12 protein-coding genes and 1 pseudogene are annotated in these 16,978 nt (G+C 42.0%); 5 read left to right on the forward strand and 8 right to left on the reverse strand.

Going from position 1 to position 16,978, the window contains the following annotated elements; genetic code table 11:
- The 3 genes from L1266_RS07855 to L1266_RS07865 all read left to right on the forward strand — a co-directional run.
- A partial coding sequence (locus L1266_RS07855; RefSeq protein ID WP_235374343.1) for an IS3 family transposase occupies positions 1-119 on the forward strand: 119 nt, incomplete at its 5' end.
- A gap of 8 nt (positions 120-127) precedes the next feature.
- Positions 128-829 (forward strand): SDR family NAD(P)-dependent oxidoreductase, encoded by a 702-nt coding sequence (locus tag L1266_RS07860; protein ID WP_235377233.1) that lies wholly within the window; start codon positions 128-130, stop codon positions 827-829.
- A gap of 91 nt (positions 830-920) precedes the next feature.
- Positions 921-1,538, forward strand: coding sequence for a LysE family translocator (locus tag L1266_RS07865; protein WP_199529070.1), 618 nt, complete (start codon positions 921-923; stop codon positions 1,536-1,538).
- Positions 1,539-1,596: 58 nt separating this feature from the next.
- Here the strand turns inward: L1266_RS07865 and L1266_RS07870 are convergent, their stop codons facing one another.
- Entirely contained in the window at positions 1,597-2,505 is a 909-nt protein-coding gene (locus L1266_RS07870) for a LysR family transcriptional regulator (RefSeq protein WP_235377234.1), read from the reverse strand.
- Positions 2,506-2,623: 118 nt separating this feature from the next.
- On the opposite strand from L1266_RS07870, the pseudogene L1266_RS07875 reads away from it, so the two are divergent.
- Together L1266_RS07875 and L1266_RS07880 are read left to right on the forward strand one after the other, a co-directional pair.
- A pseudogene (locus L1266_RS07875) lies at positions 2,624-4,599 on the forward strand (ligand-gated channel protein).
- A gap of 221 nt (positions 4,600-4,820) precedes the next feature.
- Positions 4,821-7,001: an extracellular catalytic domain type 1 short-chain-length polyhydroxyalkanoate depolymerase gene (locus tag L1266_RS07880; RefSeq protein WP_235377235.1), complete on the forward strand. Its 2,181-nt coding sequence runs from the start codon at positions 4,821-4,823 to the stop codon at positions 6,999-7,001.
- A gap of 46 nt (positions 7,002-7,047) precedes the next feature.
- Here the strand turns inward: L1266_RS07880 and L1266_RS07885 are convergent, their stop codons facing one another.
- The 7 genes from L1266_RS07885 to L1266_RS07915 all read right to left on the reverse strand — a co-directional run bounded on the left by L1266_RS07885 (position 7,048) and on the right by L1266_RS07915 (position 16,870).
- Complete coding sequence (locus L1266_RS07885) at positions 7,048-9,126, reverse strand: TonB-dependent siderophore receptor (protein WP_235377236.1); 2,079 nt, start codon at positions 9,124-9,126, stop codon at positions 7,048-7,050.
- Between the two features lie 436 nt (positions 9,127-9,562).
- Entirely contained in the window at positions 9,563-11,173 is a 1,611-nt protein-coding gene (locus L1266_RS07890; RefSeq protein ID WP_235377237.1) for a PepSY-associated TM helix domain-containing protein, read from the reverse strand.
- A complete protein-coding gene (locus L1266_RS07895) occupies positions 11,170-11,457 on the reverse strand; it encodes a hypothetical protein (protein WP_054553971.1) in 288 nt (95 codons plus the stop codon). Before L1266_RS07895 ends, L1266_RS07890 begins: the two co-directional genes overlap by 4 nt.
- A 42-nt stretch (positions 11,458-11,499) precedes the next feature.
- Positions 11,500-13,839, reverse strand: coding sequence for a TonB-dependent receptor (locus tag L1266_RS07900; protein ID WP_235377238.1), 2,340 nt, complete (start codon positions 13,837-13,839; stop codon positions 11,500-11,502).
- Positions 13,840-14,000: 161 nt separating this feature from the next.
- A complete protein-coding gene (locus L1266_RS07905; protein WP_166340735.1) occupies positions 14,001-14,864 on the reverse strand; it encodes an EamA family transporter in 864 nt (287 codons plus the stop codon).
- Positions 14,865-15,014: 150 nt separating this feature from the next.
- Entirely contained in the window at positions 15,015-16,583 is a 1,569-nt protein-coding gene (locus L1266_RS07910) for a PepSY-associated TM helix domain-containing protein (protein ID WP_235377239.1), read from the reverse strand.
- The gene (locus L1266_RS07915; RefSeq protein ID WP_235377240.1) at positions 16,580-16,870 is read right to left on the reverse strand and encodes a hypothetical protein; all 291 of its coding nucleotides are present in this window, start codon (positions 16,868-16,870) and stop codon (positions 16,580-16,582) included. The genes L1266_RS07910 and L1266_RS07915 overlap by 4 nt, the downstream gene beginning before the upstream one ends.
- Between the last annotated feature and the right edge of the window lie 108 nt (positions 16,871-16,978).

The following is a 16,978-nucleotide window of genomic DNA, read 5'->3' on the forward strand; positions in this document are numbered from 1 at the left end:
AAAGTGATGTTACTGAATATATGAAATATTACAATCTGGAAAGGCTGCACTCAGCTAATAACGATCAGTCACCAGTAGAGTATGAAAATTCTTTAAGAAAAGTGTCCGGCTGGAGTTGACCAGAACAGTGTTAAGTTTGGCACGTAAGAACATTGATTGTGTATTTACTTACAGAAGCCATAAAGATGAAGCGCAGCACGTTGTAGAAGAAGTTGCAGCGCTAGGGGCAAAAGCTGTCGCCATTCAACTTGATGTGAGCGATATTTTAGGTTTTGCTGAATTTAAACAAACACTTGAAAGTACCTTGGCAACACAATGGCAAACGTCTCGATTTGATTATTTAATTAATAACGCAGGCCATGGCAGTGATAGTGCATTTGCTGATACCAGCGAAGCTATGTTTGATAATTTGATGAATGTACATGTAAAAGGGGTGTTTTTCTTAACGCAAACACTGCATGAGATGATCAATGATGGCGGGCGTATTATTAACTTATCTTCAGGGCTGACACGTTTTGCATTACCAGGAAAAGCGGCCTACGCCACCATGAAAGGAGCCGTTGAAGTATTAACCAAATACATGGCAAAGGAACTTGCTGCTCGCAATATTGCCGTGAATGTCGTCGCGCCTGGCGCAATTGCCACTGATTTTGGTGGCGGTGCTGTCCGTGATAATGAGCATGTTGCGCAATTAGTGAGTTCATTTACAGCCATGGGACGCGTTGGCCAAGCTGATGATATTGGTCCTATGATTGCGCAGCTACTCGGTGATGAAAACCGTTGGGTGACCGGGCAACGCATTGAAGCATCAGGCGGTATGTTTTTATAAGCCTGTTAGCAATCGCGTGTTTGTTTGCTTATTTAAGTGAATGTGATTTAATCGCTTTCTCTTTTTAAGCAATAAACATGTGATTGCATTTATGCTCGATTTAGCAGTACTCGCGGTTTTTATTCCGACCTTTTTCTTTGTTTCGATTACACCTGGTATGTGTATGACGCTCGCCATGACGTTAGGCATGAGTGTAGGCGTTAGACGTACGCTGTGGATGATGGTCGGTGAGGTGTTAGGGGTTGCCACGGTAGCCATTGCTGCGGTGATTGGGGTTGCTAGTATTATGCTTAATTACCCTGACTTATTTGTCTTTTTAAAATACCTAGGTGGCGCGTACTTAATATACTTAGGTGTTAATATGTGGCGCGCTAAAACCAGCTTTAAACCTAACGATGCTACACAGCAACAAATTGGTCGTGGGCAATTATTTTCGCAGGGTTATATCACTGCCATTGCAAACCCAAAAGGGTGGGCATTTATGATTTCTTTACTCCCTCCGTTTATTAATGTTGATTTAGCGGTTGCTCCTCAGCTTGCGGTATTAGTGAGCATTATTATGCTGAGCGAATTTATCTGTATGTTGATTTACGCAACAGGCGGTAAAAGCTTAAGGCTGTTTTTAGATAAAGGCGATAATGTGAAGTGGTTAAACCGTATTGCTGGCGCGCTTATGATGGGTGTAGGCGTTTGGCTGGCGCTAGGTTAACGCTAAGTTGGATAATACCCATCTGCATATTGCAAATGGCTATTATCCTTTATGAGTCTTAATCAACTAATTCAACTTGCTTAGACACATGGTTAAAGCATAGTTTTAAAGTATCAATGGCAGTTCTTGTTTTTGCCGCTAAACTGTCTCGGGCTGGTGTTACAGCATAAACAGTATAGTTTGGCATTGCCCATTCAGGTGCTATTTCAACCAGTTCTTTCGATTTTACTAAATGCCTAACTTCTGGTTCGGGTAACACGCCATAGCCAACACCATCAATCACAAGTTTGATTAAACTTTGCATGTTGTTCACTGTAATTTTAGCCTTTGGCAGTGGCTTGCTTTCTAATGTAGAAGGGTTAAATGCGTTGCTGTCAGCATTACTGTGTCCAATTCTGGCAAACTGGTTGAGATCTTGCCAGCGAGCCTGTTTTATTTGACTAATTGGATGATCTTTATGGGCGCACAACTTTAGTGGCCACGTTGCTAATTGCCTTGCTACTAGGTTGGAATCTGTTAATGGGCCAATAGCGATTGCTAAGTCAGCGCCGCATTTAATCATATCAATTGGCTCGTCAGTCAAAATTAACTGAATACGTAAATCATCAAATTCGTTAATTAAGCGCTCCAACGGCTCGCTTAATAATCCTCCACCAAAACCCACTGGCGCCACTAATTTAAGCTCGCCACTGGGCTTATTTTGCAAATGTTGTAATTGCGTACTGGCTTGATCAGCAAGTGCCAGCATTTTTAAACAGCTTTGATAATACAGATGGCCGGCTTCGGTTAAGGTAAGTTCGCGTGGGCTGCGGTTAAATAGGCTTAATCCGATTTCTTGTTCTAATTGCTTAATGTGTTGACTCACAGCCGATGTGGTCATCGATAACTCTGCAGCTGCACCGCTCATATTGCCTGTCTCTACAGTACGAGAAAAAACGCGTAGTGTTTTTATCAGCTTGGAATTCATAGTTCAGGCCTTCTTAATTCAGTTTTAAGAAATCGTAAATTGTGAAAATCGGGACTTCTCATTAGTATGCAAACGCTAATTATTATCATTAATAAACAAAATGTCACGGAGTATTATTATGACGAGGGTTGTTACGAACATTTTACCATTAACGGCAGCTATACTGGCTAGTTTGTCTTATTCTGCAAATGCAGATGATAAAAAGCAAGACATGGAAGTGATTGTAGTTTCTGCTTCAGGTTATGAGCAGATGCTTAAAGAGGCACCAGCCAGCATCAGTGTTATTGATCGTGAGCAACTCGAAAAGCGTTTTTATCGTGATCTAACCGATGCAATGACAGATGTTCCTGGTGTGGTTGTCACAGGTGGTGGCGACAGAAAAGATATCAGTCTTCGTGGTATGGCAAGTCAATATACTTTGATTTTAATTGATGGCCAGCGTCAAACCTCTCGTGAAACCCGCCCAAATAGTGATGGCCCTGGTGTTGAAGGAGCATGGACTCCGCCTATCTCAGCGATTGAACGCATCGAGGTTATCCGTGGCCCTATGTCGTCATTATATGGCTCAGATGCAATCGGTGGGGTTATCAATATTATTACCCGTAAAACACCAGAAAAATGGTACGGTGAACTACGCTTAGATAGCACCATTCAAGAATCAAGTGAATCGGGCAATATCAATCAAGGTAGCTTTTTCACAGCGGGTGGCTTAATTCCTGAGTTATTAGGTATGCAGTTATCTGGTCAATTCTCAAAGCGTGACGAAGACGATTTTGAAGCAGGTTTTCGTGGCAAAGAGCAAAGTAATATCAAAGCTAAGTTCATCTTAACGCCTTCTGATAACCACGAAATCATGCTTGAAGTAGGCTCTGCAAAACAAAAACTCGACGAAACATTAGGCAAAACGGTTGCTCCTTTAGCTGAAGGCGAAAGCTGCGGTCGAAATGGCTGTCCTGAGTCATCAACCACAGAGTATGACCAAGAGAGCTATTCACTAAGCCATAATGGTTTTTATGATTTTGGCTCATCACGCAGTTACCTAAAGTACGATAAATTCGATAATACCTCTCGCGAAATGTATGTCGAAAATACCGATGCGCAAACCAGCTGGACTTTACCTTTTACCAATCATAATGCTGCATTTGGTGCCTCATATTTAAAAGAAGAGCTGGACGATTACACCAGTAACCGCATTAGTGACTTAACCCATGTTGAGAACGAGCAGTGGTCGGTGTTTGCCGAAGATGAGTGGGCAGCAACCAAGCAGTTTAAACTCACTACCGGTCTTCGTTATGATCATGATGGCAATTTTTCAGGCCATTTCAGCCCGCGTTTATATGGTGTGTATACAGCAACTAAGTCGTTGACGGTAAAAGGGGTATCTCTACAGGCTTTAGAGCGCCGAATATTCGTCAATCTACTGCAGCGTGGGGGCAAGTGAGCCGAGGTGGTAATATTTACGGTAACCCAGATTTAAGCCCTGAAAAATCTGTAAACTACGAAATGGGTATCTATTACGATGCAAACCGTGATTTATCGCTTTCAAGCACCGTATTTTACAACGAATTTGAAGACAAAATTACCCGTATTTCGTGCCCACTCACCCAGTGTACTGATGGACCAAACCAGTTTGGTTCGATGCCAACGACCTATGTCAATGTGGATGAGGCCGTTACACAAGGTTTTGAGTTATCAGTATCTTACGACATTACCAGTGAGCTTGATGTAAGTGCCAACTACACCTACACCGATTCTGAGCAAAAAACTGGTGAGTACAAAGGCAGCCCACTTAATCAATTACCTAAACACATTTTACAAACATCAGTTAATTGGCGCCCGGTTGATAAGCTAGGCACCTGGTTGCGTGTACATTACCGTGGTGAGGAAAGTCAGCCGACAACAGGTCCGTCACAAGACAGCTTAATTGCGCCAGATTACACCTTGGCTGATATCGGTGGTAACTATGATTTAAGCCGCAGCATTAAGTTAGGGTTTGGTGTTTATAATTTATTTGATAAAGAAATCACCGAAGCTGAATACGGATATGTTGAAGATGGTCGACGTTATTGGCTATCAGTTGGGTTTAATTTTTAAGCCTACTCCTTAGCAAAAGCAAAGCCAACGAGTTACGTTGGCTTTGTTAATGAAACTGGCTTAAGTTTCGTAAATGACAATAAATCAGGTTGTGGTGCTTTTGGTTTGTTTTGCAATAGATGTATAGCACTATAGTTATAGGTCGCTTTTTGAATAGTTCTACTACATTGAGTTAGTCATCAACTGACAGACAACAATGATAACGACTATAAAGGCGATATATGCAAAAAGTAACACAATTATGTAAACGGAAATCAGCGTCGTTTACTCCGCTCGCAGTGCTCTGTGCTGCTATTTTCTCGCAGCCAAGTTTTGCAGGGAGTTGGCAGCAAAATGTCAGCATTGGCGGTTTTAATAATGTTCATATTTACACTCCTGATACGCAATCAAGCATAGGCAATGGCCATTCTTTGATGCTGGTACTGCATGGCTGCGTGCAACCCATTAATAACTACTTAACTGCGAATCTTGAAGATGCAGCCGAAGCCCATGGTATGGTAATAGCCGCTCCTGATGCGATGAATAAAGCAGGCTATAGCTGCTGGTCATATTGGCAAGGAGCAATCAATCGCAGCTCTGGTGATTATAAAAATTTAATTAATTTAGCCAATGTATTAAGTTCTGATGCAACGCGTAATATTGACCCTAAACAAGTGTATATTGCAGGCTTATCATCTGGGGCTGCAATGGCTGCACAAACGGCTTGTGTAGCGCCTGATGTATTTGCCGGGGTTGCACCAAGCGCTGGGCCAACCATCGGCACAAGTTCAAGTGGGGCAATTTCGACCTGTGAAACAGTGTCTGAAAACACCTTTGTATCCCGCTGTGAAAGCTATGCTGGCAGTTATAAAGATCATTTTGCGACACAAATAGCGGTGATTGGTCACGGTACTGCCGATACCACAGTCAATACCTGTTATAACCAACAAAACGCAGATGGCTTTGCTGCCCTTTATGAGGTTAATCAACTTTCAGGCACGACGACAATAAGTGATGATGCAACACGTACCGCTGAGCAGTCACTTTGGCAAGACAATCGGGTTGCTATGCTGTGGTTTAATAATTTGGATCACTCGTGGTCGGGCGGACAAGGTGCGTCTGGCGATTATGTGGCGGCAAACAGTATTAATTTTGCAACCTATCTCGGTGAGTACTTTGCGGCTAATAATAAACGAGTTGATCGTAATGCAGGCCCTGAAATTAGTAATTTAACTGCCACAGTCAGTAATAACCAGCTCACCATTACAGGCAGTGCAGTCGACCCAGAAGGCAATGTAACCAATGTTGATATAAACGTGTATAGCCTAGCCAGTGGCGCGGCAAGCTTAATTGAATCACTGAACGTACAAGTCGATGCGAATAATAGCTTTAGCGGGGTGACAAGCGTACTCAGCGATGGACTTTATGAAGTGCGTGTAAGTGCCACAGATAATGAAGCGAAACAAGGTGATGAAGCTAATCTTAAGGTACGTGTCGGGCCAGAGCCTGCAGCTACAGCACCGCTACTGAGTGATACTGCGGCAAGTGTAAACGGGCAGTGCGCTACAGTGACGGGAACGGTGATTGATGATAATCAAAACTTAAGTACTGTCGTGGTCAGTTTTAGCAATGGTGATGTGACAGCTACAGTGAATGGGCTAGAGTATTTTGCTGAGCAATGCAATCTAGCTGGTGGCAATAATAACGCAGTGATCACCGCAACTGATGATACTGCGCTTACATCAACAGATAGCATTAGTTTTGTCATCGATGCTGGCGTGACAGGCGATTACAATCTTCATATCAACGAAGGCCACATTAGCTGGGGCGAAGGTTATTCTGCCTGTTATTTAGCGTTTGGAACCGCAGCATTTACTATGCGCGAGTATTCAGCGGGCACAAATCAATGTCAGTGGATTGCTGATGGTGATTCAAGTTGTGCAGGGCCATTACAGGCATGCAAAACCACCACCGAACCGACTAATGACGCAGACAACGACGGTGTGCTCGACGGTGCAGATAATTGCCCGAATGTGGCGAATGCTGATCAAGCCGATAACGATAATGACGGGGTTGGTAATGTGTGTGACAGTACTCCTGATGGTGAAACGAGTGACTCCGACAGCGATGGTGTTAGTGATAGCCTAGATAACTGCCCGCTGGTGGCCAATAGTGATCAACTGGATAGTGATGCAGATGGTGTGGGTGATGCGTGTGACTCAACCCCGAATGGTGATTACCAATGCACTGAAACCACCTCTAGCAACTATGCACATGTGCAAGCAAATCGCGCAACCACGAATGGCTCTTACGCCTATGCGGTAGGCTCAGGTGATAACCTAGGTCTTTATAACACTTTTTATACCAGTACCTTAGCGCAAACTAGTGCTGGGTATTATGAATTAGGTAATTGCCCTAATTAATAGATGTGTGTCGCCCAAACGGGCGACACTTTTTTCTAAACAGCGTTTAGAACTTATAGGTCAGAGTGAGGCTACCGTTTGTTGGTGCGCCATAATAACCTACAGTTTGTAAGCTATTGATGTACTGCTCATCAGTAATATTATTAACGTTTGCCTGTACTGCAACTTGGTCATTAATATTCCAGCGTGCGAAGGCGTTTAGCAGCGCGTAACTACCTTGCTTAACATTGTAATCAGTGCTTTCAATTTTAGATTGCCAACGGCCATTTAAACCAACCACCACTGCATCTGTTAGTGCATAATCCACTGTTACACCGACAACATCACGAGGTGCCCATTTATTGGTGTCATCACCATTTTCATCTGTAACATCAATATGCGTATAAGATGCGACGATATTCATAGCGTCGGTGATTTTACCAGTAACTTCAAATTCATAGCCTTCTGACTCAATAGACACGCCTTCATAGTAATAAATACCATCTTCAGTCAGGCCTGCGTATTGTGCAAAGTTATCTTGCTCTGCAGTAAAATAGGCAAATGTTGTCATTAGAGCATCATCAAACCAAGAAGCCTTAACACCGGTTTCAAAGTTAGTGCCTTTGGTAGGTGCTAAGTATTGGCCGTTGTAATCAGCTTGTTCTTGCGGCTGATAAATATCTGAGTAACTAGCATATAAGTTTAAATCATCGTTTAACTTATAGGTAAAGCCGATATATGGGCTTGTTTCGCTCTCGTCATTATCGATAGATGCACCGGCATTCATGCCTGAGCGTTCAAATTCAATAGCGTTAAAACCAACCACGGTAAATAATTTATCAGTAATATTTAACTGAGCCGAGCCAAAGTAACGGGTTAGCTTTTGTTCAATATCTGAATAAAGAACCGGTGTTAACCATTCAGGTTCTGGGATCGCATCTAAATCGTACGGGAACGCAGGCGTTGGTCCATAAGCTGGTGTATTTGCAAAATCAAACGGGTGTTGATACATCACATCATCACTTTTTGCATGGCTTACCCCAAAGCTTGCTTGGTGCTCTTTACCAAACAATTCAAAGGCACCAAATGCTTTGATTTCAAATAAATCAGCATCTACTTCGCTGTCGTAACGACCCGGCCAACCACTTAGGCCAAGATTGGTGTCTTTATCAATGCTGCCGCTGGCATAAAATAGTTTGTCTTGCTCTTCAAAACCACGGAAGTTGTAGCTCGCTTGAAGTTGCCACGCGTTTGCAAAAACATAGTTGTATTCAACAAATGCAGAGGTGTTAATGGTGTCCCACATTGTCCACTCTTGGGTGGTTGTGTCGCTGACATCCCATTTAGCTTGTGTGCCATCTGTGTAGTTATAAACAAGGCCGCCCCAAGTATTGCCATCGGTGTCTGCATCTTGATATGAATATCCCACAGTAACCGTTGAGTTATCTGTAAGCTGACCATCTACTACCGCAGAGAAAAACTCTCGGTTGTTCTCAAGTCCATTGAGATATGACTCTTTATCTTCTGCAGCAGCCACAAAGCGTGCAGCCCAACTACCTGATTCGGTTAATAATAGTGAATAGTCAGCTTGTAAACGTTTAAAATCCCAAGAGCCAACAGAGACACCGATTTCGCCGCCGTTTTCGTTTTTAGGGCGTTTGCGCACATAGTTAAGCGTACCCGAAGCATTACCTACACCAGTAAGTAAGCCATTAGCACCACGAATAACTTCAATTTTTTCATAGCCGTACGCTTCCATTGCGCCAGTGACAATACCCCAGTCATTCGGTAAGCCAACCCCATCGATTTGTGTATTCTTAATTTCAAAACCACGTGATGTATAGTTAGTACGGTTAGTTTCCCATTCTTCAACATTGATACCAGGTGCTAAGCGTAAAGCATCATTGACGTTAAAAGCAGAGTAATTTTTTAATTGCTCAGCAGAGATCACGCTAATTGATTGCGGAGTTTCATCAATTTCGAGTGCTAAACCTGTCGCGCCTTCACTAATACGGTTCTGACGTATGCCAACAATTTCGATTTTTTCGACATTGGCTTCTGTTTCAGTTATTTGCTCTGCATAGCTGATTTGAGGGTAAAGTGTATAAGCGATGGCTGCGGCTACAGGCAACTGGGTGAACTTCATTATGATCTCCAAGGGGTTATGATTTTTATTATTTTAATTGGTATTCAATACGGCATTTTGCTTACGATACGAATTAAAATAATAGTTTTATTTGTAATACAATAATTTTGCAAAATGTATCACAAGTGATAACTATTATCATTATTTATTTGCGGTATTTTTGCGTTTTTTGGGAAGGTGGGTGAGGGCTGCTATTACGCAGCCTTCACTAAAACTTACTGTGCCTTTCCAAGGCATAGTGCAGTTAATAGGCCTGTCAGGAGGAAGCTTGCAATGGTGATGAAAACACCTGCAACTACACCATAAATGAGTGTTAGTAATATTGTTGCAATAATTAGTAAACACGGTGATAAGAGGTTATAGGTTCTTATTGTGCTTCTAAGCAGTAAATTACTACCTAAAAGTAATATTATTGTGGCAATAAGGAGAAGTAAGTTCATACTGTTAACTCCTGTTCTAACTTTTTCGTTTTAGAGATATCTTGAATATTCACTTTACAAAAAGCGCCATATAACACGGTAACGCCGATTACAAAAAAGCTCATATCAACGACACTCACTAACAGGTTAGCTGCGCTAAAAGCGTGACTGGATGAAAGTATTAGATTAAGAGGTAAGATGGCCGAACATGCTACACCAATGACAATAAGCGTGATTTGTAAAAAACGCTGATAGTTCAACGGTAATAGAGCCAATAAAGACCATACTAACCAGCTATAAAAGAATAATGGAGCAAATACCTTGTTATGCAAGGTACTATCGACCAGGTTATTTAATAGTATTTGAGCAGGGAATAAAATAGCACACGCTAATACAAGGCCACCGCAAGTACCAATGATAAGTCTGTTCCAGCGCTGATACGCTTGTTTACTGAGTGTGGGGTTATTGCCCCGGCTGCGTTTGGCAAGCCACATCATCATACCTGAGAGCGGTAACAACGCAGTGCTCAGCCCTAGCAATACCCAAACTAATTTAACAAACACGCCTGCAAAATTACCAAAATGAAGCGGAAACAATAACTCTAGTACTTTAATTGATGCCCCTGGTATATCGCCAAAACTGCTCATTGATTTTACAAATTCACCAGAGCCATGGTATTTCAACAATTGTGAAGCCACTTGCTCACCACCAATTAGTCGCATGTAGACTTCTGCATTTGCATCATTATGCGCCATTATAGTGAGATCAATTATCTTTGCTTTTGGGTAGCGTACTTGTGCATCTAGCAAAATAGCATTTATATCTGTGGCTTGAAATTGTTCGCTGATAATGGGTTCTGGAATGGCGGTGAACTTTTCAATCAATTTCTCTTGATCGCCGCCAAAGCTAACAAATGCCGCTGCGGGTAGCAAAATAACGGTAGCAAGCCCTAAAAAAGCACCTGTAAAACCAATGACTGCATGGAATAAGCTGCCCCAAATCCCCATAATTTTATGGCCATCGTTAATAATGACATCAAGCGGTTTTTTGCGCCTAAATGTGAATAGCTCCTTAAAAAATTGTCGATGTATAAATAAACCAGTCACTGTAGAAACAAGCAACGTTAACCCTAAGAATCCGGTTAAAATTAAGCCTATAGGCCTACCTAAATGTAGGTCTGCATGAAAATGCCCGATAAATGATGGGGCATCTGTTTTTCTGTGTTCGTAAAAGTAACTCGTTGCCCCATAGTATTCATTCACTAATTGATAATTACGCGGATCAAACTGATAAGCATAAGCAGCCGCTTCGCTGTAGTTTTCATCTCCATGGTGTGATTCAAACAATACGGTTAGTAAATGTGTATTGTGCCCCGTTGGTAAATACACATGAATATTTTCGCCAAACTCTTTCGGTACAGTTTTATGGTATGTATTTATTATATCTGTGATTTTTTCGCTTGGAAGTGTACTGAGTTGATGTAGCTCTGGATTTGCCCAAATCTTTAGTTCTGGGCGGCTTAACACTGCTAACGCACCAGTGAAGCAAACAATAAACAGCAAGATGGCAGTCACTATACCGACCCAGCTATGCATTAAGAAAAGTTTTTTCAAGCTGATTGATTTCATGACTGCCCCCCAGTCAATGCTAAGTAGCTCAGACCACCATGACTTATCAAAATAAATAACATCAATGCAAAAGGGTGCCACGCTTTTTCAGCCATATAGGCATAGATAAACAAGGCTGTCCAAATTAAAGGAAACAACATTATTGGAATAAGTATTTGTTCTTCAATCGCAAATGGAAGGTATGTTGTCATTCCTGGGATCATTACAATCGCAGTCAGCAAGGCAAGTAAACAAGCCATAAAATGGCGCCGCTTAGTTGCAGAGAAGGTGTGGTTTTTAGTCATTTTTATGCCCCTCAAAAAGGCGGCCTTAGCCGCCGCATTTTATTAAAAGTTTACTTCGAAACGAATACTCGCGGTTCTTGGTGAGCTTAATGTTTGATTGTTAAAACCAGCTGGTTCAAGTGCAACGTATTGTTCATTAAGTAGATTCTCGATTAGTGCATAAACGCCATAATTATCCCATTGATAACCAACTCGCGTATTTACTAACCAGTAGGCTTCATTTCGTGGATCAATAAAAATGCTGTCACTTGTTTCTTTGGGAATAGACAAGCGTTGTGAGCTTCCTGTATAGCTTGCATTGATATTTGCAACGAAACCTTGTTCGTTAAAGTAATCTAAGCCAACAAGTGCAGTCCACTCTGGTGCCCCAGCGAAAGGACGGCCTTGGTAATCTTCGTCTGAGCCATTGACGTCAGTAACAAACTCATCAATTTTGGTTTTTGAATAACCTAACCCACCATAAAAGTTAAGGTTATTTGTAAGTTCATAACTAATTTCTGTTTCAAAGCCTTGAACGTGTGATTTACCGACATTGCGAGTTTCTCTATCGTATTGATTACCTGATAGATAAACCGCAATTTGTTGGTCGGTCCAATCAAGGTAGAAAATATTGGCGTTGACTACTAACTTTTCATCTAACCAGACTGAGCGAAATGCAAGTTCATAATTCCATGTATACTCAGGATCAAAAGTAAATGGTGTCGCTTTTGCTACATTGGTGCCGACACCGCCTGAGCGATAGCCTTTTTGTACTGTGAAGCTTGTAGAAATATCTTGATTGAAGCGGTATGTTGCCCCTAACTTTGGTAGCCATGAGTCAAAATCAGCATCCTCTACAGGCTCATCCCCTGATGCGCCATCTGCCATTGCGAAAAGCTGCTGGTTAATACCGGCTACCAATTGGGCAAGCATAGGGTTGGTTGCGAAGTCTTCTGGGTTTGGCAGTACAGCTTGAGTTTGCTCTGTGATATAGATGTCTGCAATTGTGCCGTTGGCTTGCTCTTCTTTGTCGTAACGAAGTCCGGCAAATATATCCCAGTTGTCGTTAACTTCATAAGTAAAATCAGCAAACAATGCTTTAGTTTTTACTTTTTGAATGTAATCAGAGTTTTGGCCAATAAAAACAGGATCTGCTGCGGCATAAAATTGCAGTACTAGATCAGCTAATGCTGCAGGTAAACCTAGACCACCGAATTCAGCCGGTGCAGTTAATAATGAACGCACACCTAGATCTGCAAATGTAATACCTCGCTCACCACCACTACTATCAAAAACATCAAGATCTGAATAATAGAAGCCAATCAAACCAGAAAGTTTATCGCCATCATAAGTAAATCGTAGCTCTTGTGTTTTTGTTTCGTCTTTTCTTACATCAGTTAGAGTCGATTTTGGTGGATTCATACTCGCATCACCATCCCACTCATAACCATAGGCAGCGTCAGAGTAAGTAGTGATAGATGCAAATGACCATTGATCATTAAGATCGTAATCAAGGTTTAAAATGTATAAGTCAGTATCTGTCCATTCATAAGTCGGCGAATCTAAGTATACGTACCTGTCTTTGTAGATATCATTAATAGGGTAGTCTTGATGACCACTTTCAACCATAACCCAGTCGATACCTTTGTCATTTTCGCTGTGCATAAAACTAAATTGTGCTTCAAATTCAGGTAATGCAGAGGGGGTATAACGCAGCTTCGCACGATAAAATTCGTTGTTATCAAAGTCAGATTCTTTGCCTGTTGCAACATTAGTATTGTAGCCATCAAAGTCACGTTTTTCACCGCTAACACGAAATGCTAACTCGTCTTCAATTAAGCTGCCACCAAAAGCAACAGCGGCCTCTTGTGTACCATACTCGCCAACTCCTAAGCGACCTTTAAAATCAAATTCATGCATAGCATCACGAGTTTTCATTACCACTGCGCCTGCTAAAGAATTACGCCCTTGCAAAGTTGATTGCGGACCTCGTAATATCTCGACTTGGCTAATATCCCATGTTGAGAAGCCGCCTTGTTGCATCATTCGATAAGGCACAGGGGCACCATCAATATAGACACTTGCTAGCCCACCAGAGCCGCCGCCAGTGACATTAAATGCATCGATTCCACGAATATTAAACCCAGCACCATCGGTGCCTGATGTATTAGGTGTTCGCGCTAATACATCGTAAAAATCATTTAAGTTTTCACGCTCTACTGTTTGACTCGTTATCACGGCAACACTTGCTGGTGTTTCTTGTAAGGTTCGGTCTATTTTTTGCCCTTTTACAACAATTTTTTCAATGTCAGCGTCATCAGCTAAAGCTGTTTGCGCACATAATGAGAGGGTTAAAAAGCTCGCTATGGCTGCAGCTATCTTTGTTTTTCTTACGATAAGCATTCTAGTTCCGTTATTTGCGTAGTAATGAGAATGGTTTGCATTATACAAATAAGTTTCATTATTAACAATTTTAAATGGTTTGTAAGTTAAATTTAAACTTGTGGATTAAATAAAATGAAAAAGGCGCATTATGCGCCTTTAAATAAAGATAGGTGGAGAGTTTATTTGTCGTTTTGTTGGGTTGACATCGAACTGCCAACCGAGGCGGTAATCACTAATAAAATGGCCAGCCACTGCCATACACTTAAAAATTCAGAGAGAATTATAAAACCAGCCAATGCTGCGATCGCAGGCTCTAAACTCATCATGATGCTAAAGCCTTGTGCGGGCATATTGCGAAGTGCCACCATTTCTAACGTATAGGGTAGTGCGCTAGACATAATAGCCACTAAAATACCAAGTGGTAATACTTCCCAACTCAATAATGCAGCGCCTTGCGAAACGGCGCCGTAAGGCACAAGCACAATCGCGGCGACGCTCATCCCCATGGCTACAGTCATCCCGCCAGAGCCTTGGTTTCCAGTTTTTTTGCCAAACAATATATAAAACGCCCAACATGCACCTGCTGCAAGGGCTAAGATCACGCCCACAGGATCGAGGCTGTCTTCGCCTTTCATGTCAGGTAGCAATAAAATAATGCCAACAATGGCGCAGGCTACCCAAAACAGATCGCGCTTTTTACGAGATGAAAGTAGGGCAACAGCAAGGGGGCCAGTAAACTCCAGAGCAACACCAATGCCTAAAGGAATGCGCTCAATCGCGTAATAGAACAGGATATTCATGCCACCTAAACTCAGTCCATAAACGATGATCGGCATGCGTTGCCCTATCGGCGGAAAAGCTCGCCAAGGCTTAAAAACCAGGCACAAAATAGCAGCTGAAAAACCTAATCGAAGTGCTGTGGTACCTTCAGGGCCTATTAAAGGGAATAATTGCTTTGCAACAGAGGCACCAGATTGAATGGTAACCATTGCAAGAAGCACGCAAATAACAGCAATAAAAAACGGTGGAATGGTGCGCTGCATCACTGTCCTTATGAAAGTTAATAGTTCAAGTTTGCGGCGATTCTACTGATGTTTTGAGGGAGAAGAAATGTTTTTCGTTAAACGGACACAGATTTTCGATAAAGCAAAATTATGGGTATCAAATTGCTTTGATACCCATAAAGAGAGTGCTTAACTTTGTCCTGCTTGTTCAAAGGTCGGCATGATGGTTTGCGTGGCCTGTTTTTGCTGCTGGCGTTTTGCCACTTTAAAGAAAGTAGCCGCAAAAATAGCAGCGACAATATCAACTAAATAGCTTGAGTAAAATAGTGAATTGGTGTCGCTGGCAAGTTTTACTAGCGTAGATAACACCATTAATGCACACAGACTTGCGAGTAAATAAAACCCAACCGTGGTTGCCTTTTGCACAGGTTTTAAGAAGCTATATATTACAAAAACAAAAAAGGCTGCATAGTAACTGTATAGGGTAGCGTAGTTTGTGTTGCTAACAAATGCAGGTAGCCATTTGGCAGCGACGAGTGTAAAAGCAACGGCAATCATAGACCCTAAACAAACGCCAATGGTGAGTTTTGCCATAAACAAGGTACTGCGTTTATTAGGATCTTTTTTGAAGCGTTTGTCTATCCACAGTAGATTACCTGAATAGAATAAGAAGGCGCCAAGTAATCCCATAATGAAGTAACCCCAACGACCCCAGTCTCCTCCATAAGTGCCAAAATGGAGTGAGAAAATACTGGCAACCATGTTACCCCACACTGCATCTTCGCCTTGCGGGTAGCTTGAGTTAACCACTTCTAGTGTGTACGGGTTCATAAATAAATAATCAGTATCTGGGCCGCGTACTACCGCATTATTGTTACTCATCATAAACACCGCAGAAGGTGATGCTGAATTTAAATTACTATAGCGAATATGGATTGGCTCATAGCCGGGGGCATAGTTTTTCGCTGCGAGTACTTGCTCATCAATGCGTGGCAAGTTTTCAATATGAAAACTTTGCGCCGCAGGCGTAGGGCGCTGAAATAGCGGCTTACCATCATAAAATTGTGCTAAACCACCATAAATAAAATCATGAAATGCAAATACCACCACGGTAAAAGCAATGACTAAATGAAATGGTAAACTGGCTATACCGACAAGGTTATGGCTATCAAGCCAAAATCGACTAGGCCCTTTTTCTTTTCGCAGTGCAAAAAAAGTTTTAACTAATGTCGGCAGTAAAATAATCACTCCTGAGACCAAAGCTAAAAAATACAAAATACAGGCAATACCAAGAATATACACCCCTGATTGGTCATGGCCAATTTCGCCAATGAAGCCCGCTGTACGGTGTAAATAGTCTACTAAATCAGCAAGTTCATTTTCGGTTTGTACGCTGACGTTTAAACTGCCATCAGCATTTAGGTGGGCGAAGTTCAGTTGTTTATCAAGCTCCATGCCTCGGGCATTGCCTTTGATATACCACGAAAGAGGCGCATCTTGGGTATGTAAATCAAGGTTAAAGCCTTTAGCAAGTTGTTCGCCTTGCTCATTAATTGCCGTATCTACCAGCGTTTGGTAGTCATAATTAGAGCTGGTGACTTTAGGAGCTTGAATGGGGGCAGCCCATTGCTGGATTTCGTGTTTGAACATGGTCAAGCTGCCAGCATAAAAACCTATGAATAGCACTAAACCTGCAATGATGCCTGTCCATGTGTGTACTCCTTGATAGGTGCGAAGAATATCCGATCTGACTTTCATAATGCGTTCCTTAGCATAAAAAATACGCCATAAAGCAGCACAGTTAACCCACCAAGTACAAGCCAAGCTTGCTTTGCTGAGTTGAACAAATAACTAAAACTAAAAATGGTTAGCCAAACCGGCGTGATCATCCACATGTTAAATTGCACTTTATCGCGAGCATCAATGCCTCCAGGGCCATACCAAGCAAAAAAAGCAACGAAAATAAATGAAAGTGCTAACCCTAAAATTGCACCTGCTAGCGTTTTCCCGAACCAAGTTGGTTGGCGTTTAGCTGAACTTGTCATGAGTTATCCTTTTCTTTGCAGCAGGCTCGCAAAAGGGAGCAGCATCAACATTAGCATCACACTAAAGATGATGTAGAACACGGCCGCTGTGACTGAGAATTGTTGAAG

Origin of the sequence: Pseudoalteromonas sp. Cn5-37 (genome assembly GCF_021532495.1) — a bacterium.
GTDB classification, from domain to species: Bacteria; Pseudomonadota; Gammaproteobacteria; order Enterobacterales; family Alteromonadaceae; genus Pseudoalteromonas; species Pseudoalteromonas simplex.

Bases quoted from the DNA above. Each gene is read 5' to 3' on its own strand.
- L1266_RS07865 (WP_199529070.1), top strand. From the start codon at position 921: ATGCTCGATTTAGCAGTACTCGCGGTTTTTATTCCGACCTTTTTCTTT.
- L1266_RS07870 (WP_235377234.1), bottom strand. From the start codon at position 2,505: ATGAATTCCAAGCTGATAAAAACACTACGCGTTTTTTCTCGTACTGTA.
- L1266_RS07880 (WP_235377235.1), top strand. From the start codon at position 4,821: ATGCAAAAAGTAACACAATTATGTAAACGGAAATCAGCGTCGTTTACT.
- L1266_RS07885 (WP_235377236.1), bottom strand. From the start codon at position 9,126: ATGAAGTTCACCCAGTTGCCTGTAGCCGCAGCCATCGCTTATACACTT.
- L1266_RS07890 (WP_235377237.1), bottom strand. From the start codon at position 11,173: ATGAAATCAATCAGCTTGAAAAAACTTTTCTTAATGCATAGCTGGGTC.
- L1266_RS07895 (WP_054553971.1), bottom strand. From the start codon at position 11,457: ATGACTAAAAACCACACCTTCTCTGCAACTAAGCGGCGCCATTTTATG.
- L1266_RS07900 (WP_235377238.1), bottom strand. From the start codon at position 13,839: ATGCTTATCGTAAGAAAAACAAAGATAGCTGCAGCCATAGCGAGCTTT.
- L1266_RS07905 (WP_166340735.1), bottom strand. From the start codon at position 14,864: ATGCAGCGCACCATTCCACCGTTTTTTATTGCTGTTATTTGCGTGCTT.
- L1266_RS07910 (WP_235377239.1), bottom strand. From the start codon at position 16,583: ATGAAAGTCAGATCGGATATTCTTCGCACCTATCAAGGAGTACACACA.
- L1266_RS07915 (WP_235377240.1), bottom strand. From the start codon at position 16,870: ATGACAAGTTCAGCTAAACGCCAACCAACTTGGTTCGGGAAAACGCTA.